This is a genomic window from Enterobacter wuhouensis (assembly GCF_004331265.1).
Classification (GTDB): Bacteria; Pseudomonadota; Gammaproteobacteria; order Enterobacterales; family Enterobacteriaceae; genus Enterobacter; species Enterobacter wuhouensis.
Genome location: NZ_SJOO01000001.1, coordinates 285,777 through 305,987, shown reverse-complemented (window position 1 = coordinate 305,987; position 20,211 = coordinate 285,777). Strand labels below are relative to the sequence as shown.

General features: G+C 60.2%; 17 protein-coding genes. 4 read left to right on the top strand and 13 right to left on the bottom strand.

Features of this window, described 5'->3' with window-relative positions; genetic code table 11:
- Positions 1 to 12 precede the first annotated feature (12 nt).
- The 6 genes from E0L20_RS01625 to nasR form a co-directional block, all read right to left on the bottom strand.
- Positions 13 to 2,499: a nitrate reductase gene (locus tag E0L20_RS01625; protein ID WP_131632375.1), complete on the bottom strand. Its 2,487-nt coding sequence runs from the start codon at positions 2,497 to 2,499 to the stop codon at positions 13 to 15.
- A complete protein-coding gene (gene nirB / locus E0L20_RS01620; RefSeq protein ID WP_131632374.1) occupies positions 2,496 to 6,485 on the bottom strand; it encodes a nitrite reductase large subunit NirB in 3,990 nt (1,329 codons plus the stop codon). The genes E0L20_RS01625 and nirB overlap by 4 nt, the downstream gene beginning before the upstream one ends.
- A 13-nt stretch (positions 6,486 to 6,498) precedes the next feature.
- Positions 6,499 to 7,287 (bottom strand): ABC transporter ATP-binding protein, encoded by a 789-nt coding sequence (locus E0L20_RS01615; RefSeq protein WP_131632373.1) that lies wholly within the window; start codon positions 7,285 to 7,287, stop codon positions 6,499 to 6,501.
- A 9-nt stretch (positions 7,288 to 7,296) separates the two neighbouring features.
- Positions 7,297 to 8,178 carry a nitrate ABC transporter permease gene (gene ntrB / locus E0L20_RS01610; RefSeq protein ID WP_131632372.1) on the bottom strand — a complete coding sequence of 294 codons (882 nt, stop codon included), beginning with the start codon at positions 8,176 to 8,178 and terminating at the stop codon, positions 7,297 to 7,299.
- Between the two features lie 2 nt (positions 8,179 to 8,180).
- The gene (locus tag E0L20_RS01605; RefSeq protein WP_131632371.1) at positions 8,181 to 9,428 is read right to left on the bottom strand and encodes a CmpA/NrtA family ABC transporter substrate-binding protein; all 1,248 of its coding nucleotides are present in this window, start codon (positions 9,426 to 9,428) and stop codon (positions 8,181 to 8,183) included.
- Between the two features lie 230 nt (positions 9,429 to 9,658).
- A complete protein-coding gene (nasR, locus tag E0L20_RS01600; RefSeq protein ID WP_131632370.1) occupies positions 9,659 to 10,825 on the bottom strand; it encodes a nitrate regulatory protein NasR in 1,167 nt (388 codons plus the stop codon).
- A gap of 71 nt (positions 10,826 to 10,896) precedes the next feature.
- On the opposite strand from nasR, the gene E0L20_RS01595 reads away from it, so the two are divergent.
- The 3 genes from E0L20_RS01595 to E0L20_RS01585 all read left to right on the top strand — a co-directional run bounded on the left by E0L20_RS01595 (position 10,897) and on the right by E0L20_RS01585 (position 13,575).
- A complete protein-coding gene (locus E0L20_RS01595; protein ID WP_131632369.1) occupies positions 10,897 to 11,250 on the top strand; it encodes a DsrE/DsrF/TusD sulfur relay family protein in 354 nt (117 codons plus the stop codon).
- 106 nt (positions 11,251 to 11,356) lie between these two features.
- Positions 11,357 to 13,141: a methyl-accepting chemotaxis protein gene (locus tag E0L20_RS01590; protein WP_131632368.1), complete on the top strand. Its 1,785-nt coding sequence runs from the start codon at positions 11,357 to 11,359 to the stop codon at positions 13,139 to 13,141.
- A 194-nt stretch (positions 13,142 to 13,335) separates the two neighbouring features.
- The gene (locus E0L20_RS01585; RefSeq protein WP_131632367.1) at positions 13,336 to 13,575 is read left to right on the top strand and encodes a DUF1883 domain-containing protein; all 240 of its coding nucleotides are present in this window, start codon (positions 13,336 to 13,338) and stop codon (positions 13,573 to 13,575) included.
- 38 nt (positions 13,576 to 13,613) lie between these two features.
- On the opposite strand, the gene E0L20_RS01580 is transcribed toward E0L20_RS01585, so the two are convergent.
- The gene (locus tag E0L20_RS01580; RefSeq protein ID WP_131632366.1) at positions 13,614 to 14,297 is read right to left on the bottom strand and encodes a gamma-glutamylcyclotransferase; all 684 of its coding nucleotides are present in this window, start codon (positions 14,295 to 14,297) and stop codon (positions 13,614 to 13,616) included.
- 177 nt (positions 14,298 to 14,474) lie between these two features.
- Positions 14,475 to 14,705: a putative cation transport regulator ChaB gene (gene chaB, locus E0L20_RS01575; RefSeq protein WP_131632365.1), complete on the bottom strand. Its 231-nt coding sequence runs from the start codon at positions 14,703 to 14,705 to the stop codon at positions 14,475 to 14,477.
- A gap of 270 nt (positions 14,706 to 14,975) precedes the next feature.
- Between chaB and chaA the strand changes: the two genes are divergently transcribed.
- Positions 14,976 to 16,076 (top strand): sodium-potassium/proton antiporter ChaA, encoded by a 1,101-nt coding sequence (gene chaA / locus E0L20_RS01570; protein ID WP_131632364.1) that lies wholly within the window; start codon positions 14,976 to 14,978, stop codon positions 16,074 to 16,076.
- A gap of 113 nt (positions 16,077 to 16,189) precedes the next feature.
- Here the strand turns inward: chaA and kdsA are convergent, their stop codons facing one another.
- From kdsA to prfA, 5 genes are read right to left on the bottom strand one after another with little or no spacing between them, the layout of a single operon-like run.
- Entirely contained in the window at positions 16,190 to 17,044 is an 855-nt protein-coding gene (gene kdsA / locus E0L20_RS01565; RefSeq protein WP_131632363.1) for a 3-deoxy-8-phosphooctulonate synthase, read from the bottom strand.
- Positions 17,045 to 17,080: 36 nt separating this feature from the next.
- Positions 17,081 to 17,890, bottom strand: coding sequence for an invasion regulator SirB1 (gene sirB1, locus E0L20_RS01560; RefSeq protein ID WP_131632362.1), 810 nt, complete (start codon positions 17,888 to 17,890; stop codon positions 17,081 to 17,083).
- 3 nt (positions 17,891 to 17,893) lie between these two features.
- Positions 17,894 to 18,286, bottom strand: a complete 393-nt coding sequence (sirB2, locus tag E0L20_RS01555; protein ID WP_131632361.1) for an invasion regulator SirB2 — start codon at positions 18,284 to 18,286, stop codon at positions 17,894 to 17,896.
- Positions 18,283 to 19,113 carry a peptide chain release factor N(5)-glutamine methyltransferase gene (prmC, locus tag E0L20_RS01550; RefSeq protein WP_131632360.1) on the bottom strand — a complete coding sequence of 277 codons (831 nt, stop codon included), beginning with the start codon at positions 19,111 to 19,113 and terminating at the stop codon, positions 18,283 to 18,285. Before prmC ends, sirB2 begins: the two co-directional genes overlap by 4 nt.
- Positions 19,113 to 20,195: a peptide chain release factor 1 gene (gene prfA, locus E0L20_RS01545; protein ID WP_131632359.1), complete on the bottom strand. Its 1,083-nt coding sequence runs from the start codon at positions 20,193 to 20,195 to the stop codon at positions 19,113 to 19,115. Before prfA ends, prmC begins: the two co-directional genes overlap by 1 nt.
- Positions 20,196 to 20,211: the final 16 nt, after the last annotated feature.

Below are 20,211 nucleotides of genomic sequence, written 5' to 3'. Positions count from 1 at the left end.
CACCCGACGCCTTTACCTCTTCGCCCCTAACAACGCCTTCAGCTCCGGCACGCACGAACCGCAGTGGGTTCCACACCGCAAGGCTGCCCCGAGCGCCGCCGCAGAATCACAGCCGCCGGCAATCGCCTCGCAAATCGTATTTTCCCCCACGCTAAAGCAGCTACAGACAATGCGCCCGGGATCGACGCGCTCGCCGGGACGCTGACCGTGCAGCAGCGCATGCCGCCCGGCAAGATCGGCGGGGGGATGACGAAACGCTTCTTCAATAAACGCATGCGCCAGCTCGGGTCGCGCGGTTGCTTCCCAAAAGCCGAGCATAAGTTCGCCGTTATGCCAGGCCAGCACGCTGCAGCGTTCGCCGGTTTGCGCGATCTGCAGCTGCCAGCCCTGCTTCCCGCAGTGTGCCAGAACCCACTCCAGAAGGGGGTTATCGCTCGCCACCGTCAGATGCGACGCTTTACGCCACCAGTAGACGGCAGTCGGCAGTTCGGGCAACGCGCGAGCGTAAAGCTCCCCCTGCCAGCCGGGCTGCCAGGGCGCGATCCTGACGGCCGTTTGTTTACTTTCCGGCTGGCCTGAAAGCGGATCGCAGCGCCCCTCCACCAGCGCGTTCACCTTTCCCTGACGCGCAAACTGCCCGTTCCAGTGCATCGGCACAAATATCTCCCCGGGCCGATGTCCGTCGTTGATATGGACCCTGGCGACCATCACCCCGCGCGGGGAGCTTATCCGCGCCAGCGCCCCGTCGCCCAGTGCGAAACGCCCCGCATCGGCAGAACAGATCTCAAGGCGCGGTTCAGCGATATGCTGCATCAGCCGCGGCACATAGCCCGTGCGGGTCATGGTGTGCCACTGATCGCGGATACGCCCGCTATTGAGCATCAGCGGATAGAGCGCATCCACGCTCGCTTCATGAAGCCGGGGCTCTACGGGCACAATCCGCCTGTGCGGAAAATCCCCTGCCGCCCACTGGTAAGGCGCAAGCGCATCCCATTCCTCGCGGGTTAATGCGGCAAGATCGCGCAGGTTAAACGCCCGCGCGCCGTCATTCTCAAAGGCCGAGAGCGCCGCATGTTCGCAGAAGATCTCCTGAGGATGCTGCCAGGCAAACGCCTCGCGAAAGCCCAGCTGCTGCGCAACCTGCGCGATTATCCACCAGTCGGGTTTTGCGTCCCCGGGGGCGGGCAGGAAGGCGCGCTGGCGCGAGATACGCCGTTCTGAATTCGTCACCGTACCGTTCTTCTCGCCCCAGCCCAGCGCCGGAAAACGGATATGGGCGAAGCGGCTGGTATCCGTCTCCTGCATCACCTCTGAGACAATCACCAGCGGGCAGCGTGCCAGCGCCTGACACACGGCATGGCTGTCCGGCAGGGATACCGCAGGATTGGTGCCCATGATCCACACGGCTTTCACTTCTCCGCGGGCGATGGCATCAAACAGCTCGACCGCCATGAGGCCCGGCGTTTGCGCCAGCCTCTCGGTACCCCAGAAGCGGGCGACGCGGGAAAGATCGTCCGGCTCAAAGCCCATGTGCGCGGCGAGCTGATTCGCCAGCCCGCCTACCTCTCTCCCGCCCATCGCGTTTGGCTGTCCGGTCAGCGAAAACGGGCCGCAGCCCAGACGGTTGAATTTTCCGCTGGCGAGATGGACGTTGATGATGGCGTTACACTTGTCGCTGCCGCTCGTCGACTGGTTGATCCCCATGGTGTAGAGCGTGACAGCGCGGGGGGCGGTCATAAACCAGTCGTAAAACGTGCCGACGTCCTTCGCCGCGAGGCCGCAAAACGCCGCAACGCGGGCGATCGGCCAGTCGTCCGTTCCCTGAATCAGGTTGAGCAGCCCGACAAACAGCGCGGCGTCGCTGCCGGGCGCGAGCGCCAGGTGCAGGTCGGCAATATCGCAGGTGGCGGTTTTTCGCGGGTCGATGACGACCACCTTCATTGCCGGATTAGCCCGTTTGGCCTGCACCAGCCGCTGGTACAGCACCGGATGTGTCCAGGCGGCGTTTGACCCGGCCAGCACCACCAGATCGCTGTTTTCAACGTCGTGATAGCTGCACGGCACCACGTCTTCACCAAAGGCGCGCTTGTAGCCCGCCACCGCCGAGGACATGCAGAGCCGCGAGTTAGTATCAATGTTCGCCGCGCCGATAAACCCTTTCATCAGCTTGTTGGCGGCGTAATAGTCCTCGGTTAACAGCTGGCCGGAGGCATAAAACGCCACGGCCTGCGGCCCCCAGGTATCGATAACGTGCCGTAGCCGCTCTCCCGCCGCCTCCAGCGCCCGCCCCCACTCAACCTCCTGACCGTCCAACACGGGGCGCAGCAGGCGACCGTGCAGTCCCGTGGTCTCCCCCAGCGCCGACCCTTTTACGCAAAGCCGTCCGAAGTTTGCCGGGTGGCGTTCATCTCCCCGCACGCTGACCTCTTCGCCCGCTACGCTAGCAATCACGCCGCAGCCTACCCCGCAGTACGGGCACGTCGTCCGGGTTTCATTCATGAGGCCTCCGCGCGCATCACCAGCGCATCGTTGCCGACCCACACCCTGCCGTTTTCAATTTTCACCGGCCAGGCGCGCACGGCAGGCTCGCCGCTGTCGACCTGGCATCCGTCGCGCAGGCGAATGCGCTGCTTGTAAAGCGGCGAAATCACCACCGGCTCGCCGCCCGCATCGCCGAGGATCCCGCGCGAGAGCACGTTCGCACCGCTGCCGGGCTCCAGATCGTCCAGCGCATAGACCGATTCACCAAAGCGGAACAGCGCAATGTGCTTGCGTCCCAGGCGAGCGCCGATGCCCGCCTGCTCCGGGATTTCGTCGATAGCGCACATCTCCTGCCACCGCTTGTTGCCCTCGGTTGGCTGACGGTTAACCTCCGTGCGGAACAGGGCCAGCCGGTCAGGATCGTTAAGCGTGGTTTGCCATTCGCACCGGTAGGTTTCCACCACGCGCGCCATCTCCTGCTCCAGCTCGTGGGCAATTCCCAGGCTGTCGTCGAGAATCACCTCGCGCAGATAGTCAATGCCGCCTTCAAGGTTGTCCATCCAGGTGCTGGTGCGCTGCAGGCGATCCGCGGTGCGGATATAGAACATCAGGAAACGGTCGACGGTGCGGATCAGCGCTTCATCGTCCAGATCGCTGGCAAAGAGATCCGCGTGACGCGGCTTCATCCCGCCGTTACCGCACAGGTAGAGGTTCCAGCCCTTATCCGTCGCGATAACCCCCACGTCTTTACTCTGCGCCTCAGCGCACTCGCGGGTGCAGCCGGATACCGCCATTTTGATCTTGTGCGGCGCGCGCAGCCCCTTATAGCGGTGCTCCAGCTTCACCGCCAGCCCGGTGGAATCCTGAACGCCGTAGCGGCACCAGGTCGACCCGACGCAGGATTTCACCGTGCGGAGCGATTTACCGTACGCGTGCCCGGTCTCGAAGCCCGCCGCCACCAGCGCCTGCCAGATTTCCGGCAGTTGTTCGAGCGTGGCTCCAAACAGATCGATACGCTGCCCGCCCGTGATCTTGCTGTACAGACGATAGCGTTTCGCAATCTGGCCGATGGCGATAAGCCCGTCGGCGGACACTTCCCCCGCGGGCATGCGCGGCACGATGGAATACGTCCCGTCCTTCTGAATATTGGCGAAATAGCGGTCGTTGGTGTCCTGCAGCGGCAGGTGCGCCGGCTTCAACAGATACTCGTTCCAGCAGGAGGCCAGCACCGACCCCACCAGCGGCTTACAGATTTCGCACCCGTGCCCCTGACCGTAGCGGCTGATAAGCTGGTCGAAGGTGCGGATATGGTTGACGCGCACCAGGTGGTAAATCTCCTGACGCGAGTACGGGAAGTGCTCGCAAATGTCCTTTTTCACCTCCACGCCCTGCGCGGCAAGCTGATACTCCATCACCTGCTTCACCAGCGCGCTGCAGCCCCCGCAGCCGGTGGCCGCTTTCGTACACTGCTTGACGGCGCCGATATCCGCCGCGCCCGCGCCCACCGCCCGACAGATATCGCCTTTGCTGACGTTGTGGCAGGAACATATCTGCGCGCTTTCCGGCAGCGCCGCCACGCCGAGCGCTTTTGGTGCGCTGCCTGACAATGCGGGTAAGATCAGGGTTTCCGGCTCTTTTGGCAGGCTGATGCCGTTAAGCATCATCTGCACCAGCGTCGCGTATTCGCTGGCGTCGCCCACCAGCACGCCGCCGAGCAGGCGTTTACCGTCAGGGCTGACCACAATCTTTTTGTAGATTTGCTGCGGACCGTGGGTCCACTGATAGCTCAACGCCCCCGGCGCTCTGCCGTGCGCGTCGCCAAATGAAGCCACGTCCACGCCGAGAAGCTTAAGCTTCGTGCTCATGTCCGCGCCGGCGAATGCGCTATCCTCGCCCGCGAGAGCGGCCGCGGCAACGCGCGCCATCTGGTAGCCTGGCGCGACCAGCCCATAAATTTTGCCCTCCCACAGCGCGCATTCGCCGATGGCAAAAACGTCCCCGTCGGAGGTCTGGCAGCGATCGTCAATACAGATCCCGCCGCGTTCGCCGGTGGTTAACCCGCTGCTGCGCGCCAGCGCATCCTGCGGGCGTATCCCGGCAGAGAAGACCACCATGTCCGTTTCCAGCCGTTCACCGTCGGCAAAGCTAAGAACCAGCCCGCCATCCGCTGGAGCGATTTCCGTGGTGGCCTTACTGGTGTGAACGCCGACGCCAAGCGCCTCAATTTTTTTACGCAGCATTGTCGCGCCGTCGCCGTCCAGCTGGACCGCCATCAGGTTGGGCGCAAATTCCACCACGTGCGTTTCTAGCCCCAGCTGCTTCAGGGCGTTTGCTGCTTCCAGCCCCAGCAGTCCCCCACCAATCACCACCCCGCGACGGGCACACTCGGCATGGGCGGCAATGCGGTCCAGATCGTCGAGCGTACGGTAGACAAAGCAGCCGGGCAGGTCGTTGCCCGGCACCGGGGGAACAAACGGAAACGATCCTGTCGCCAGCACCAGTTTATCCCAGTGGGTTTCGTGCCCGCTGGCGGTACGCACGACGCGCGCGTCCCGATCTATGGCGACCACCTGCTGCGACAGGCGCAGCTCAATGCCGTTGTCGGCAAAGAAATCCCCCGCCACCAGCGAGAGCGATGCCGCACTGCGCCCGCCAAAATACTCTGACAGATGCACGCGATCGTAGGCGGCGTAACGCTCTTCGCCAAAGACGACAATCTGGTACTGCCTGTGTAAATTGCGGTTCACGCACTCTTCGAGAAAATGATGGCCGACCATACCGTGTCCAACCACCGCCAGCGTAGGTTTTGTCATAGCGTTCTGTCCTGCAACCTGCGGTTGCGTCGTCGTGAAGCGATCGAACAGCCAGTCCGCATGCGCGGGAGCAGCCGTTGCCAGTAAATCGGTGAATGTTGCCGCGCTGCGGCAGTCGCCCATCAGCAGCACGCCTGCCAGCGCCCCCCGATGGATCAGCAAGCGCCGGTAGTGACGGGTGAGCGGGTCCCATGAGCTCCAGACCACGTCGCCCTCCTGCTCTGCCGCACGCCCGAGGCTGAACAGCTCAATGCCTGTTACCTTGAGACGCACGCCGCTGTCGGTCAGGGCAAAGGGCGCGGTGACGTCCCCGGCCAGCCGCGCGGCGAGGATCTCCGCCTGCGCCAGACAGGGGGCTATCAGGCCAAACGTCTGGCCGTCAATTTCGCAGCACTCGCCGATGGCGTAGACGTTCGGTGCGGAGGCCTGCATCTGGTGATCCACCACGATACCGCGCGCGCAGCGTATGCCGCTGGCTTTTGCCAGCGTGACGTTAGGCTGCACGCCGGTCGCCAGCACCACGCGCGTGGCCGGGACGCTGCGTCCGCTGAGCAACGTTACGGACGCGTCGGTAATCGTATTGATGCCGGATGCAAGCTCACAGCGAACGCCACGCTCCGCCAGGGCCTCCTCCAGCAGTACGCCCGCCTGCCGATCCAGCTGCTGTTCCATCAGCCAGGAGCCGCGATGAACGAGCGTGACGTTGTCACCCGACCGTGCAAGCGCCGCTGCCGCCTCCACGCCAAGCACCCCGCCTCCCAGCACCACCGCCGGACCGGCGTTCCTCTGGATGGCGCGGGTATCCTTCAGGGTACGGAACGTGAACACATGGGGCGCATCGACGCCGGGGATCGGCGGCACAAACGGCGTTGACCCGGTGGCGAATACCAGCGCATCCCAGCCCAGCGTGCGAACGGTGGTATCCACTTCGCGCTTATTCACGTCGACAGCGATCGCTTTCTCGCCGCGAAGCACCGTCACGCCCTGAGCCTGGTACCAGCCTTCATCGTGCAGATAAATATTCTCCGCCCGCTTTTCGCCACCCAGCACCGGCGAGAGCTGGATGCGGTTATAGGCGTGTTCAGGTTCGTCGCCGATTACGGTGATTGCAAAGCGACCGGGAGCACGCCCGGTGAGCGAGGCTATCAGCCGCGTTGCTGCCATCCCATTACCGATAATGACCAGTCGCATCGGGGTGCCCTCATTACGCCGCTTTGGGCTGTTTTTCATAAAGGAAATGGAGGATCTGCTGGCGCATCGCGTGGTAGCGGCTGTCGTCCGCCAGCTGCACCCGGCTGCGCGGCTGCGGCAGGTCAACATGCAGGATCTCGCCTACCGTGGCCGCCGGGCCGTTGGTCATCATCAGCACGCGGTCAGAAAGCAGCACCGCCTCGTCCACGTCGTGGGTGATAAGCACAATCGTCGTGTTCAGCGCCTGCTGAATTTGCATTACCGAGTCCTGCAGGTGCGCTCGCGTGAGCGCATCCAGGGCGCCGAACGGTTCGTCCATGAGCAATACCTTCGGCTTCATCGCCAGCGCGCGGGCAATCCCGACGCGCTGCTTCATGCCGCCGGAGATCTCCCCCGGACGCTTGTGCAGGGCATGCCCCATCTGCACGCGGTCGAGGTTGTGCTCAATCCACGCCTTGCGCTCGGCCCTGCTCATGGTCTTGCGGAACACCTGATCCACCGCCAGCGCCACGTTGTCGAAGCAGGTCAACCACGGCAGCAGGGAGTGGTTCTGGAACACCACCGCACGCTCCGGCCCCGGCCCGGCGATTTCGCGGTTGTCGCAAATCAGCCCGCCCTCCGTCGGCAGCGTAATACCGGCGATCAGGTTCAGCAGCGTCGATTTGCCGCAGCCGGAGTGGCCAATCAGGCTCACGGTTTCCCCTTCGTGGATATCAAAAGAGACGTTTTGCAGCGCCAGAAACTCGCCGCTGGCGGTGGAAAAACGCTGGCTCACGGCCTGGACCTGAATTAATGGTTTCATGTTCGCTCCTTATTTTTCCTGCCAGCTAAAGCGGCGGGCGATGAGCATCAGCCCCTGCTCCAGCAGTAGCCCGACCACGCCGATGATGACGATGGCGATGAGAATGTTTTCAACGTTGAGGTTGTTCCACTCGTTCCAGATCCAGAAGCCGATGCCCAGCCCGCCGGTCAGCATTTCAGCGGCGACAATCACCAGCCAGGCGATGCCGATGGAGAGACGCACCCCGGTCAGCACCGCAGGCAGCACCGCCGGGAAGAGGATGCGGCGCAGGATGGTCCACTCGGAAAGCTGCAGCACGCGGGCGACGTTGAGGTAGTCCTGCGGAATGCGGCGCACGCCTTCAGCCGTGTTGATCACCATCGGCCAGATTGAGCAGATGAAAATGGTCCAGCTGGACGCGGGTTCCGCTTTCTGGAACAGCAGCAGGCCGATTGGCAGCCAGGCCAGCGGGCTGACCGGGCGCAGCAGCGCAATCAGCGGATTGAACATGCGCGAGAAAAAGGTGAAGCGGCCGATGAGAAAACCGAGCGGAATACCGGCCACGGCGGCCAGGCCAAAGCCCACCGCCACGCGCTGCAGCGAGGCAAGCACGTTCCAGCCGATGCCCATGTCGTTTGGCCCGTCGCGATAAAATGGATCGGCGAACAGGGTAATGGCGGAATCCAGGGTACTGAGCGGCGTCGGGAAGCCTTTGCTATTCATCGCCGCCAGCTCCCAGAGCAGGATCAGCAGCCCGAGCCCAAGCAGCGCCGGAATCATACGCTGTAAAAGGTCGTTCATGCGCCGCGCAAGCGCCGGGGCGCGACGTCGCACCTGCACGGGAGGCAGGGTAATCACTTCCCCACTCACCGGCGTCTCTTGTCTGGATTTCGTACTTTGCAGATGCTGCATAATCAGGCCCCTTTACGGTGAATGGTGAATCGGTTGGCGTAGCCTTCCGGATCGGTGCCGTTCCAGACGGTGCCGTCCATCAATGTGCTGCTGCGATACGGTGATGACGGGGCCGAAATCCCGCCTACCGCCGCCGCGGCATCCTGCCATACCGCGGTCTGGTTAATTCGCTGCGCGATGGCGGCATAGTCCGGCGCCGCTTTGAGCAAGCCCCAGCGGCGGAACTGGGTCAGGAACCACATGCCGTCGGACTGATACGGGTAGCTCACGGCACCGTCATTGAAGAAGCGGATCGGATGGGCATCCTGCCAGCGCCTGCCAATGCCGTTGTCGTATTCGCCCAGCATGCGCCCGGTGAGGTACTGCTCTTTGCAGTTGAGCCAGGCGCGGCGGGAGAGGATCCGCGCGGTCTCGCGCTTGTTTTCCGGGGAGGCATCGATCCAGCGCGCCGCCTCCATCACCGCGCTCACCAGCGCCCGCGCGGTGTGCGGGTTTTTCTCTACCCAGTCGCGGCGCGTGCCGAGAATTTTCTCCGGATGGTCGGCCCAGATGGACTGCGAGGTGGCGGCGGTAAAGCCGATGCGGTCGTTAATGGCGCGCTCGTTCCACGGCTCGCCGACGCAAAAGCCGACCATATTGCCGATGCGCATGTTCATGACCATCTGAGGCGGTGGCACGACCACGGTACGGACGTCGTCGAACGGATCGATCCCGGCGCTGGCCAGCCAGTAGTAAAGACACATGGCGTGCGTCCCGGTTGGAAAGGTATGCGCAAAGGTGTAGGTGCCCGGCGCCTGCCCTCCGATCAGCGTCTTCAGGCCGTCGAGATCGCGCACGCCCTTCTCCGCCAGATCGCTGGAGAGCGTTATGGCCTGGCCGTTCTGGTTGAGGGTCATCAGGTTCGCCATCCGCTGCGGCTTGCCCGCGATGCCCAGCTCCAGCCCGTACAGCAGGCCGTAGAGGATATGCGCGGCGTCCAGCTCACCGGCCACCAGCTTATCGCGCACCGCCGCCCAGCTCGCCTCTTTGGTAGGCATAATCGTGATGCCGTATTTTTTATCAAAGCCCTTCAGCGCCGCGATAACCACCGGCGCGCAGTCGGTCAGCGGGATGAACCCAACGCGCACCGTCTCCTGCTCGGGTTTATCCGATCCTGCCGCCCAGGCCGCCTGCATGGCGCCCGGTAACAGCATGGCGCCACCGGCCAGCATGCTGGCCTGCAAAAACCGTCTTCTCGACCACTCCGCCATAACCGCTCCTGAAAAAAAGACAAAAAAAAGCGCCCGACGATGCCGAAGCACCGCTGGACGCCTTTATCCCGAAGACACATGCACCGCCGTTGGCGCATTGTCGAAAATGGTTAATCTCTTAATGCAAGGGGGATGCCAGCTTTCAATTCCTTGTATTTGTGACGTTTGCAGGCGGGGCTAGTCGTCTTTACGCACCTCAATCAGGCAGAAAATGCCCGCTGATTGTGCAATTACTCCTTTGGTGTTATCTGCCATAAGCGCTTTACGGTGAGCAGCGCGCGGGCGATATCCACCATGCGCTGATTTTTGTCCATCGCCATCTTTCGCAGCGCCGTCCACGCCTGTTCCTCACTCATATTCTGATGCGTCATCAGCACGCTTTTGGCCTTGTCGATGATCTTGCGCTCTTCCAGCGTGTCGCGCAGCGACGCCAGCTGGCGTGAAAGCTGGTCAATCTCACGCGCCTGCTGGCGAACCAGCGGCAGCAAGGGTTTATCCGGGAAATGCGCCAGGGGATCGTCAACCATCTCCGCCGCGGCGGTGCGCCCATCGTCACAATGGAGGCGCTTATCCACCTCAAGCATCAGATCGGCAATGACGTTCTCTTCCAGCGTGCGCAGATGCTCAAGACGGGCGGTTTGCAGGGCAAACCAGTTCAGGGCGGTATCGCCGTTGTCCGCAGCTGGCTGGCGGGTGCAGGCCACGCGCCTGAGCCGTTCGATTTCACGATCGGGCTGGCAGTTCAGGTAAAAAGCGTTCTGAATCTCTGCATCGCTGTGGGATAAAAAAATCTCAAAGCAGGCCTGCTGCCCGTCGATACGATCGACCAGGCGCTGGCGGGTTTCATCGTTGAAAAATTCCTGCGTAAAGCCGATGGCCCCCAGCGCCCGCTCTTGTCCTGCCAGCTCCTTCCCCTGCATCAGACTGTAAAGCGCGACGAAGCGTCCGGCAATGTGCGGATCGTCAATGCTGTCATTGAGCTGTGGCACAATACCGAGCAGGTGGCGAAGCATGCGGCAGTAATGCTCCATCGCCTGCGGTGCAGTCACGCTTTGCGCATTGACCCCGTCACGCAGGACGGCAAGCGTCTCAAGGCAAAGCAGCGCGCTGGCGATACGTTCGCAGACGATACTGCCCGGCATCGGAACCTGGGTGTTCAGAATGGCGTACAGCGCCGCGAGATTTTCATCTACCAGAGCCCGACTGGCTTTGCATTCGAGGGCGTAAAGCTTACCCTGTGAGCAGAGCCAGACGTTAGACGCCCCGCGCTCGCACTGGAGCATGTGCACCAGCCGGCTGATGCCGCTCACCAGCACGCCCAGCTGCGCCAGCCTGCGGAGCTGTTCCCGGCGAAGCACGCCTGCGCGCAGGAGCCAATCGTCAGCTATTCGTGTCATGCTTACTCTCCTGAATCGATATGCTCAGAAGAGAAAGCAATATTCGTGCCTTTTAAAGAACAGGAGTCAACATGCAAAAGATTGTGATCGTCGCCAACGGTGCGGCATACGGCAGCGAATCCCTTTTTAACAGCCTGCGTCTGGCCATCGCGCTGCGCGATAAGGACGTTGAGCTCGATCTACGCCTCTTTTTAATGTCGGACGCCGTCACGGCAGGATTAAAGGGGCAAAAACCCGTAGAGGGTTACAATATTCAGCAGATGCTGGAGATCCTGACCGCGCAGCATGTTCCCGTGAAGCTGTGCAAGACCTGCACTGACGGACGCGGCATCACCGCGCTGCCGCTGATTGACGGAGTGGAAATTGGCACCCTCGTTGAGCTGGCCGAATGGACGCTGACCGCAGATAAAGTATTAACTTTTTAATAGTAAACCCGTAAAAATATTATTTTCTTATGGACGCGGTTTCAGCATCAAGTTTACCTGCGCGCGTGCCGATAGGCATGGAAACAACACCGCAGGTATTTCACTTATGTTCAGATCGATTCGTGCTCGTATCATTGCTGCGACGACAGGCTGCCTGATCGTCGCCCTTCTTCTTAACACCGTTATAAACTTCCAGGTCACACGCCAGGACAACCAGCAGTCGCAGCGCGATATTCTGACCAGCACCAGCGCAAGCCATAACATGGCGATTGCGGACTGGGTAAACGCTAAAATGACCGTGATTGCCTCCGCCCAGAGCGTTGCGCTGAGCGACGATCCGGTTCCGGTGTTTAAGCAGCTTGCCCAGGCGGGAGGATTTACCAACGTCTACGTCGGCTATGCCGGCAAAACGGCGAAATTTTCCGATCCTGCCGGCGTGCCTGCAGATTACGATCCCACCATCCGCCCCTGGTATCAGCAGGCGGTGAGCAGCGATGGTCCGGTGGTGACCGCGCCATACGTCGATGCCGGAACCGGTAAGCTGGTGGTGACCTTTGCCGTACCGGTAAAAGAGAACGGTTCGCTGAAGGCAGTCGTCGCTGGTGATGTCGCGATGGATAGCGTGGTGGCTAACGTGCGCGGTATTCACCCGACGCCGGCAAGCAGCGGGCTGCTCCTCGACAGCGACGGCACCGTGATTGCCGCCAGCGATCCGGCGCTGACGCTTAAACCTTTCTCTGAAACCCTCAGGGGTACGGACTTTGCCGCGCTGAAAAGCGGTCATCCGGTCGACGGGACGTTCAGCGGGGCGGAGAAAACCTTCATTGCCACCGCCGTGCCTGGCACGCACTGGCTGCTGGTGGTTGCGCTCGACAGTAATGACGCGACGTCCGGCATGCGCTCGCTGCTGAAAGCCTCCGCGCTGTCGCTGGCGATCCTCGCTCTGCTAAGCGGTGCTGTTGTTCACGTTCTGATCGCCCGCCTGCTGAAGCGTTTATCCGAAATCCGCGACGCAATGAACAATATTGCCAACGGCACCAACGATCTGTCGCAGCGTCTACCTGACCACGGCGAAGACGAGGTGGCGCAGATTGCGCAGGCTTTCAACGCCTTCAGCGACAAGCTGTCGGTGGTGATGGTGCAGCTGCGCGATGCCAGCGCCTCGGTGAAAAATGCCGCGCGTGAGATTGCCGCCGGGAACCAGGATCTCTCGGGACGTACGGAACAGGCGGCCTCCAGCCTGCGTGAAACGGCCAGTGCCGTGGAGGAGATCACCGCCTCCGTTACCCAGTCAAACGAGTCTGCGGCGCAAGCCAACGATCAGGCAAGCAAAGCCTCTGCGGCAGCCTCGCGCGGGGGAGAGGTTGTTTCTCAGGCCATCAGCACCATGCAGTCGATTGAGGTGGCGTCGGCGAAAATCGGCGATATTACCAGCGTGATTGACGGCATTGCCTTCCAGACCAATATCCTGGCGCTGAACGCCTCGGTGGAAGCCGCGCGGGCGGGCGAGCAGGGGCGCGGATTTGCGGTGGTGGCTGGCGAAGTGCGAAACCTCGCCAGCCGCAGCGCTCAGGCGGCGAAAGAGATCAAATCCCTTATCGATTCCACAACCGACAGCGTGGCAACGGGTTCGCGCTACGTGCATCTGGCCGGAGAAAGCATGGATGAGATCCGCTCCAGCATCGGTAGCGTCTCCGGGATTATGCGTGAGATCTCGATTGCCACCCGCGAGCAGATGAAAGGCATTCACGAGATCAACCACGCGGTAACGCACCTTGACCGCATGGTGCAGCAGAACGCCGAACTGGTGGTGCAGTCAGCTGCCGCGGCCAGCGCGCTGCAGAGTCAGGCGGGCGACCTTGCTGAGACCGCCGGTCATTTCCGCATTTAATTTTCTTTCGGCGCGCGTTTAGCAGGGTAAACGCGCGTCAGCTGAATGCTTTCAGGCATTTTGTCATTTTTGTTTAAACGTTATGCCATTTTTTGATCAAAATCAGCATCCCACCCTCTCCCCTTTGGTGTTATGCCATGAGCGAATTGTGAACAATATCACGCTCGGGATGGGCAAAAACTACGGGGTAAAATATGGCACTGGTTAAAACAAGTTTGAAGCTGTTTGGCGGGGATACGGTGGTAGTACGTTGCTCAGAGCGCTGTCGCATTCATCTGATGAGTTCGAAAGCGCAGAAGCATACGCAGGCGGATATTCTGACCGTGCAGGACGATAAGGCGTGGCTGACCGTGCCCTATACCGGCACGTGGGACGTTCTGATCGACAGCCACAGCCAGTCACTTGAACATTCCGTCAGCTACGTTGCGGCATAAAGCTCACGCCCGGTCTGTTAACGCAGCCGGGCGTCGCGTCAGGCAAAGCCTGGACGCATCAGGTTTCCTTCCAGCAGGGCCTTCACCTTCGTCACCAGCTCATTCAGACAATCGTCCTTCATGCCAAGGCGCGTCAGCTCCTGATCGAGGGAGAAAAGATACTGCGCGTTGGTGCCGAGCGGCCCGCTTGCGGCCGCAATGAGGGGAGCAATCACCTGCGTGCGGGTATCCGCTTCGTACAGCGGATGGCGCGGGTCCATAATGAACACCAGCGCATTCACGGTGCGACCGTCGTCCAGCTCCAGCTTGCACCAGGTCGGCATATAGCAGCCGGTGATCATTTCGCGCTTCCAGAGCAGCGTTAGCTCGTCTTCCAGCGTCGCATCCGGCAGGCGGTAAGCGACGCCCGTGGTGCGTCCGCCCTCTTTCAGTGCAAGCATGCGTCCCGGCTGGCACGCGCTGCCGCGTCCGGCGGTCAGGCGCAGGCAAAAGGCGCGATGCCAGCCAGGGAGCGTGCCCGTTGCCGATTCAACAAACTCGAGGGCCGGGTTCCACATCAGCGAACCGTAGCCAAAAATCCATACCGGACCAGCGTCCGGGCGGCAGGCAAGCGTGGCGGCAAGCGACGCCGCACGTTGTTCAGCCGACCAGAGGAGCGATTCCTCAATAGCACCAAATGCCGTCTTACAATCTGCCTTCATTAAGAAATCACGCGTTAACACATTACACCTCCGCCACTGCATGCTTCCTTGCGACATCTGTAATTCGCCTTCCCGACATTATGTGCTGGTCATTTTCCCAGCAGTGAAATAACGATAAGCAATTCACAGACCAGTTGCAATACAGCGGAAGTTCAACCGCCTGAAAAGTCAAAATTGAGGCAGCTCATTATGTGGCGGCTATTTCTTTTTATGCCATTTATCGTCGTCTCCTTTTTCATAGTCATGCTTAACTGCGGCCCAGGCGACTTTGTGCGCGGTCTCTTCGCGGCTGGCGTCATCGCGTCGGTCGTCCTTATCTTTGTATTGATCCCAGGCGCTGTTAAAGGCTTCTTTGTAGATATCCTGCGCATGGGCGGGAAGCACGTGCTGTACGCTATCGGGTAATTCACGTTTCGTTTTGTAGGGCATCGATAACCTCTCTTTTTGCTAAAGAGATAAGTGTGGTCGACGATGCGGCAGTGTGCCAGGGTGATTTGAATTATGCGCAAACCAATAAGATAATTGATTGTTATTTAATGTTTATTAATCAATAAATGCCTTTTATAACTATTAGAATAAGAATATCCTCTTAACGGTAAAATTAAGTAAACATTCAACGGTATTAAACAGAGATCTGTTAGTTTAATGACCTCAAAATTCTATCTATAATTACAATTACCTGCATTGATGGAGAAGCACATGACAGCAGCACATGAGGCGGTAAAAACCCGCCACAAGGAGACGTCGCTCATTTTCCCGGTTCTGGCACTGGCTGTGCTGGTCTTCTGGGGAAGCAGTCAGTCACTGCCAGTGGTGGTCGGTATCAATATTCTTGCTTTGGTGGGTATTTTAACCAGCGCCTTTAGCGTCGTTCGCCATGCCGATGTTCTGGCCCACCGCCTGGGCGAACCGTACGGATCGTTAATTCTCAGCCTTTCCGTTGTTATTCTTGAAGTCAGCCTGATTTCCGCGCTGATGGCCACCGGGGATGCCGCGCCGACGCTGATGCGCGACACGCTCTACTCCATCATTATGATCGTCACCGGCGGTCTGGTCGGCTTCTCTCTTTTACTGGGCGGACGCAAATTCGCGACCCAGTACATGAACCTGTTTGGTATTAAGCAGTACCTGATTGCCCTGTTTCCGCTGGCTATTATCGTGCTTGTGTTCCCCATGGCGCTGCCGGGCGCAAATTTCACCACCGGTCAGGCCCTGCTGGTCGCGCTGATTTCTGCCGCCATGTACGGCGTGTTCCTGCTGATTCAAACCAAAACGCACCAGAGCCTGTTTGTTTACGAGCATGAAGATGACGGCGACGACGATGACCCGCACCACGGCAAGCCGTCAGCCCACAGCAGCGCGTGGCACACCGTCTGGCTGATTGTGCATCTGGTTGCGGTTATCGCCGTCACCAAGATGAACGCCAATCCGCTGGAGACGCTGTTAACCGAGCTGAATGCGCCGGTGGCGTTTACCGGCTTCCTGGTTGCGTTGCTTATCCTGTCACCTGAAGGTCTGGGCGCACTGAAAGCGGTGCTGAACAATCAGGTGCAGCGCGCAATGAACCTGTTCTTCGGCTCCGTACTGGCGACCATATCGCTGACCGTTCCGGTGGTGACGCTGATTGCCTTTATGACCGGCAACGACCTGCAGTTTGCGCTGGGCGCGCCTGAGATGATTGTGATGGTGGCGTCGCTGCTGCTGTGCCAGATTTCGTTCTCCACCGGGCGTACCAACGTGCTGAACGGCGCGGCGCATATGGCCTTGTTTATTGCGTATCTGATGACGATATTTGCGTAGCCTTTTTGCCCAGCGGCGCTTCGCTTGCAGGGCCAACGGGTATTGTAGGCCGGGTAAGCGCAGCGCACCCGGCAATAAACCCATAAAAAAACCCGCCGAAGCGGGTTTTTTTATTAGTTGCTGGTATCCAGCTCGTCGAAGCTCTTCACCAGATCGTCAATCGCTTTGATCTGCTTCAGGAACGGCTCAAGCTTATCCAGCGGCAGCGCGGACGGGCCGTCGCATTTCGCGTTAGCCGGATCCGGGTGGGCTTCAATGAACAGGCCTGCCAGGCCGGTCGCCATACCGGCGCGCGCCAGCTCGGTCACCTGCGCACGACGGCCGCCAGAGGCTGCGCCAAACGGGTCGCGGCACTGCAGGGCGTGGGTCACGTCGAAAATCACCGGAGACTGGCCGGAGACGTTTTTCATCACGCTGAAGCCCAGCATGTCAACAACCAGGTTGTCGTAACCGAAGTTAGCGCCGCGGTCGCAGAGGATAATTTGGTCGTTGCCGCCTTCGATAAACTTATCGACGATGTTACCCATCTGGCCAGGGCTCACGAACTGCGGTTTTTTCACGTTGATCACGGCACCTGTTTTCGCCATCGCGGCAACCAGGTCGGTCTGGCGAGCCAGGAACGCCGGAAGCTGGATCACGTCAACCACGTCGGCCACCGGCTGCGCCTGGGAGGCTTCGTGCACGTCGGTGATCACTTTCACGCCAAAGGTCTGCTTCAGCTCCTGGAAAATCTTCATCCCCTCTTCCAGGCCCGGGCCGCGGTAAGAGTTGATGGAGGAGCGGTTGGCTTTATCAAAAGAGGCTTTGAACACGTACGGGATGCCCAGCTTCTGGGTCACGGTCACGTAGTGCTCGCAGATACGCATGGCGAGATCGCGGGATTCCAGCACGTTCATACCGCCAAACAGCACGAACGGCAGGTCGTTTGCTACCTTGATATCACCAATGCTAACCACTTTTTGTTTCATAGGATCGCCTTATTCAGGTGTGAATCGGAATTAAGATTAATGCAGTGTAATTTGTTTGTGCGAGATAGCGGTAATCTGCGCGCGGATCATTTCGCTGATCGGATCTTCCGGGCACTGCTCGACGAAATAGCTCAAATCATTCAGCGCCACGTGCTCGCAGTCGAGCTGGGCATAGATCAGGCCGCGATCGCGAATTTCGTACGGATCTTCCGGATTAAACTGCAGCAGCACCTCACTGGCCCGCAGCGCCAGCTCCATCTGACGCTCTTCCATCAGCGCTGATTTCAGCGTATCCAGCAGCTTGCGGATCACTTCCGCGTTATCCGCCTCGTCGAGATCTTCGTTAAACAGCTCTGCCACCGGGCTGATGTTGCCTTTCAGCCAGACGTCCAGCGTGTGCTCATCCAGCGTGTCGCCGTTAAACGGGTTGATTAACCACATTTCGCCGTCCAACCACTCCGCGCGCAGGATCATCTGCGTCGGGAAAATCACCGGCACCAGCGGAATATCCAAACGGTTCGCAACCCACAGCAGAATGGATCCCAGCGCAACCGCGCTGCCCTGACGATTTTTTAAGACCTGGTCCAGCCATAATGCGTCTGACAGGCGATACACGCCGCGCGTATCGCAGAAACCCCATTCGCCGTAGAAAAGCTCAATCAGCTTTTCAAGCTGCCAGTCCTGCGGACGCGCCTCGTTGATCTCTTCGCGCGCCAGGCTGACCAGGCTTTCCAGCTCATCGTAGACGTACTGCGACGTAAAATCGTCGCGGATCATCTCCGAAATCAGGATCATGCCATCGCAAAGCGGCACTTTATTAAATTCGAAATCGGCTAAGGACCTCATGACTTACCCCAGTAACGGTATTCTTGTGGTGGCGAGTTTAATGATGATGTACAGCACCACCAGACCCAGCAGAAAGGCGATGAAACCGGTCTGCTGGCTGCGCGGACGACGACGCCCAAGCGCGATAAAACCCAAAACGATGTAGATGATAACGCCAAACAGCTTTTCAGTCAGCCATGCGCCTTTATCAGTAAATGGCAGATAGCCGGTCTTCCACATTAACCCTGCGCCGGAAAGGAACAGCACCGTGTCGATACAATGCGGTGCTATGCGCACCCAGCGGGCGTCGATCAGCGGGTTATTGCTGTAACGCCACCCGTAGCGGACGATGAAAAAGCCGATGGTCAGCGCAACGGAGATCAGGTGCACCGTAATCAGCACGCTAAACAGGCTCATGCCCACTGCCCCAGCGTCAGGCGTTCGTTGCCGCCGTAATCGCGGCAGGTTTCCACCGCGGCGTAACCTGCCTTCGTAAACAGCGCGCGCACGGCTTCACCCTGCGTCCAGCCGTGTTCCACCAGCAGCCAGCCGCCGGGAAGCAGATGTGTACGTGACATTGTCACAATATGGTCAAGATCGGCCAAACCCGCATTGGCGGCTACCAGCGCGGTGAGCGGCTCAAAACGAACATCCCCCTGCGCAAGGTGCGGGTCATCTTCGTTGATGTAGGGCGGGTTGCTAACAATCATCGCAAACGCGCGGTTCTCAAGCGCGGTAAACCAGCTGCTTTGCAGAACCGTCACGTTACGAAGCCCGAGGCGTTCCACGTTACGCTGCGCGAGCGCCACCGCGTCGGGCATTACGTCCACCGCCGTCACCGTGCAGTCTGGCCGCTCGCTGGCCAGCGCCAGCGCGATAGCCCCCGTGCCGGTCCCGAGATCGAGAATACTGCAGCCCGCGTCGGGCAGGCGCCCCAGCGCCTGCTCCACCAGACACTCGGTGTCCGGGCGTGGGATCAGCGTCGCCGCCGAGACGTACAGCGGAAGCGACCAAAACTCACGCTCGCCGACCAGATGCGCCACCGGTTCGCCCGTTTTACGGCGGAGCAGCAATGCGTCAAGCTGCGCCTGCTGTTCGGCGGTCAGCTCGGTTTCACCGAAAGCCAGCAGGTACGTACGGGCTTTTCCCGTGACGTACTCCAGCAAAATTTCGGCGTCGCGCTTCGGGCTCTCACTCTCAGAAAGCGCACTGGCGGCATGGCGTAACCAGTGTTGAAAATCCATTATTCCTGCTCGGACAGCGCCGCCAGCTGGTCGGCCTGGTATTCCTGCACGATAGGCTCAATCAGCATATCGAGCTTGCCCTCCATCGCTTCATCCAGACGGTACAGCGTCAGGTTGATGCGGTGGTCGGTTACGCGGCCCTGCGGGAAGTTATAGGTACGGTTACGGTCGCTACGATCGCCGCTGCCGAGCAGGTTACGGCGAGTAGAGGCTTCCGCCTGCTGGCGCTTCGCCACTTCTGCCGCACGGATTCGCGCGCCGAGCACGGAAAGCGCCTTGGCTTTGTTTTTGTGCTGGGAACGTTCGTCCTGACACTCCACCACAATGCCGGTTGGCAGGTGCGTAATACGGATGGCGGAGTCGGTGGTGTTAACGTGCTGACCGCCCGCGCCGGAGGAGCGGAAGGTATCAATACGCAGATCCGCCGGGTTAATATCCGGCAGTTCCGCTTCGGGCAGCTCAGGCATCACCGCAACCGTACAGGCCGAGGTGTGAATGCGTCCCTGTGATTCCGTGGCAGGCACGCGCTGCACGCGGTGACCGCCGGATTCGAACTTCAGGCGACCATACACGCCGTCGCCGCTGATCTTGGCGATAACCTCTTTGAAACCGCCGTGCTCGCCTTCGTTGGCGCTCATGATCTCCACGCGCCAGCGGCGCGCTTCAGCGTAGCGGCTGTACATGCGGAACAGATCGCCGGCAAAGAGCGCGGCTTCGTCACCGCCCGTCCCGGCGCGAACTTCCACAAACGCGTTACGTTCGTCGTCAGGATCTTTCGGCAGAAGAAGCACCTGGAGCTGCTGCTCCATCTCTTCCGCGCGCGCTTTTGCTTCCTGCAGCTCTTCCTGCGCCATTTCGCGCATTTCAGGGTCGTCGAGCATCATCTGCGCGGTTTCGATATCGTCCTGGACCTGTCGCCAGTCGGTAAAGCATTTTGAAACATCACTTAACTGCGCGTACTCACGCGACAGCGCGCGAAAACGTTCCTGGTCCGCAATAGTCCCGGCATCGCCGAGCAGCGCCTGGACTTCTTCATGGCGCTCGTGCAGAGCTTCCAGTTTGGCGACGATAGAAGGCTTCATGGGCGTAAAGGCACCT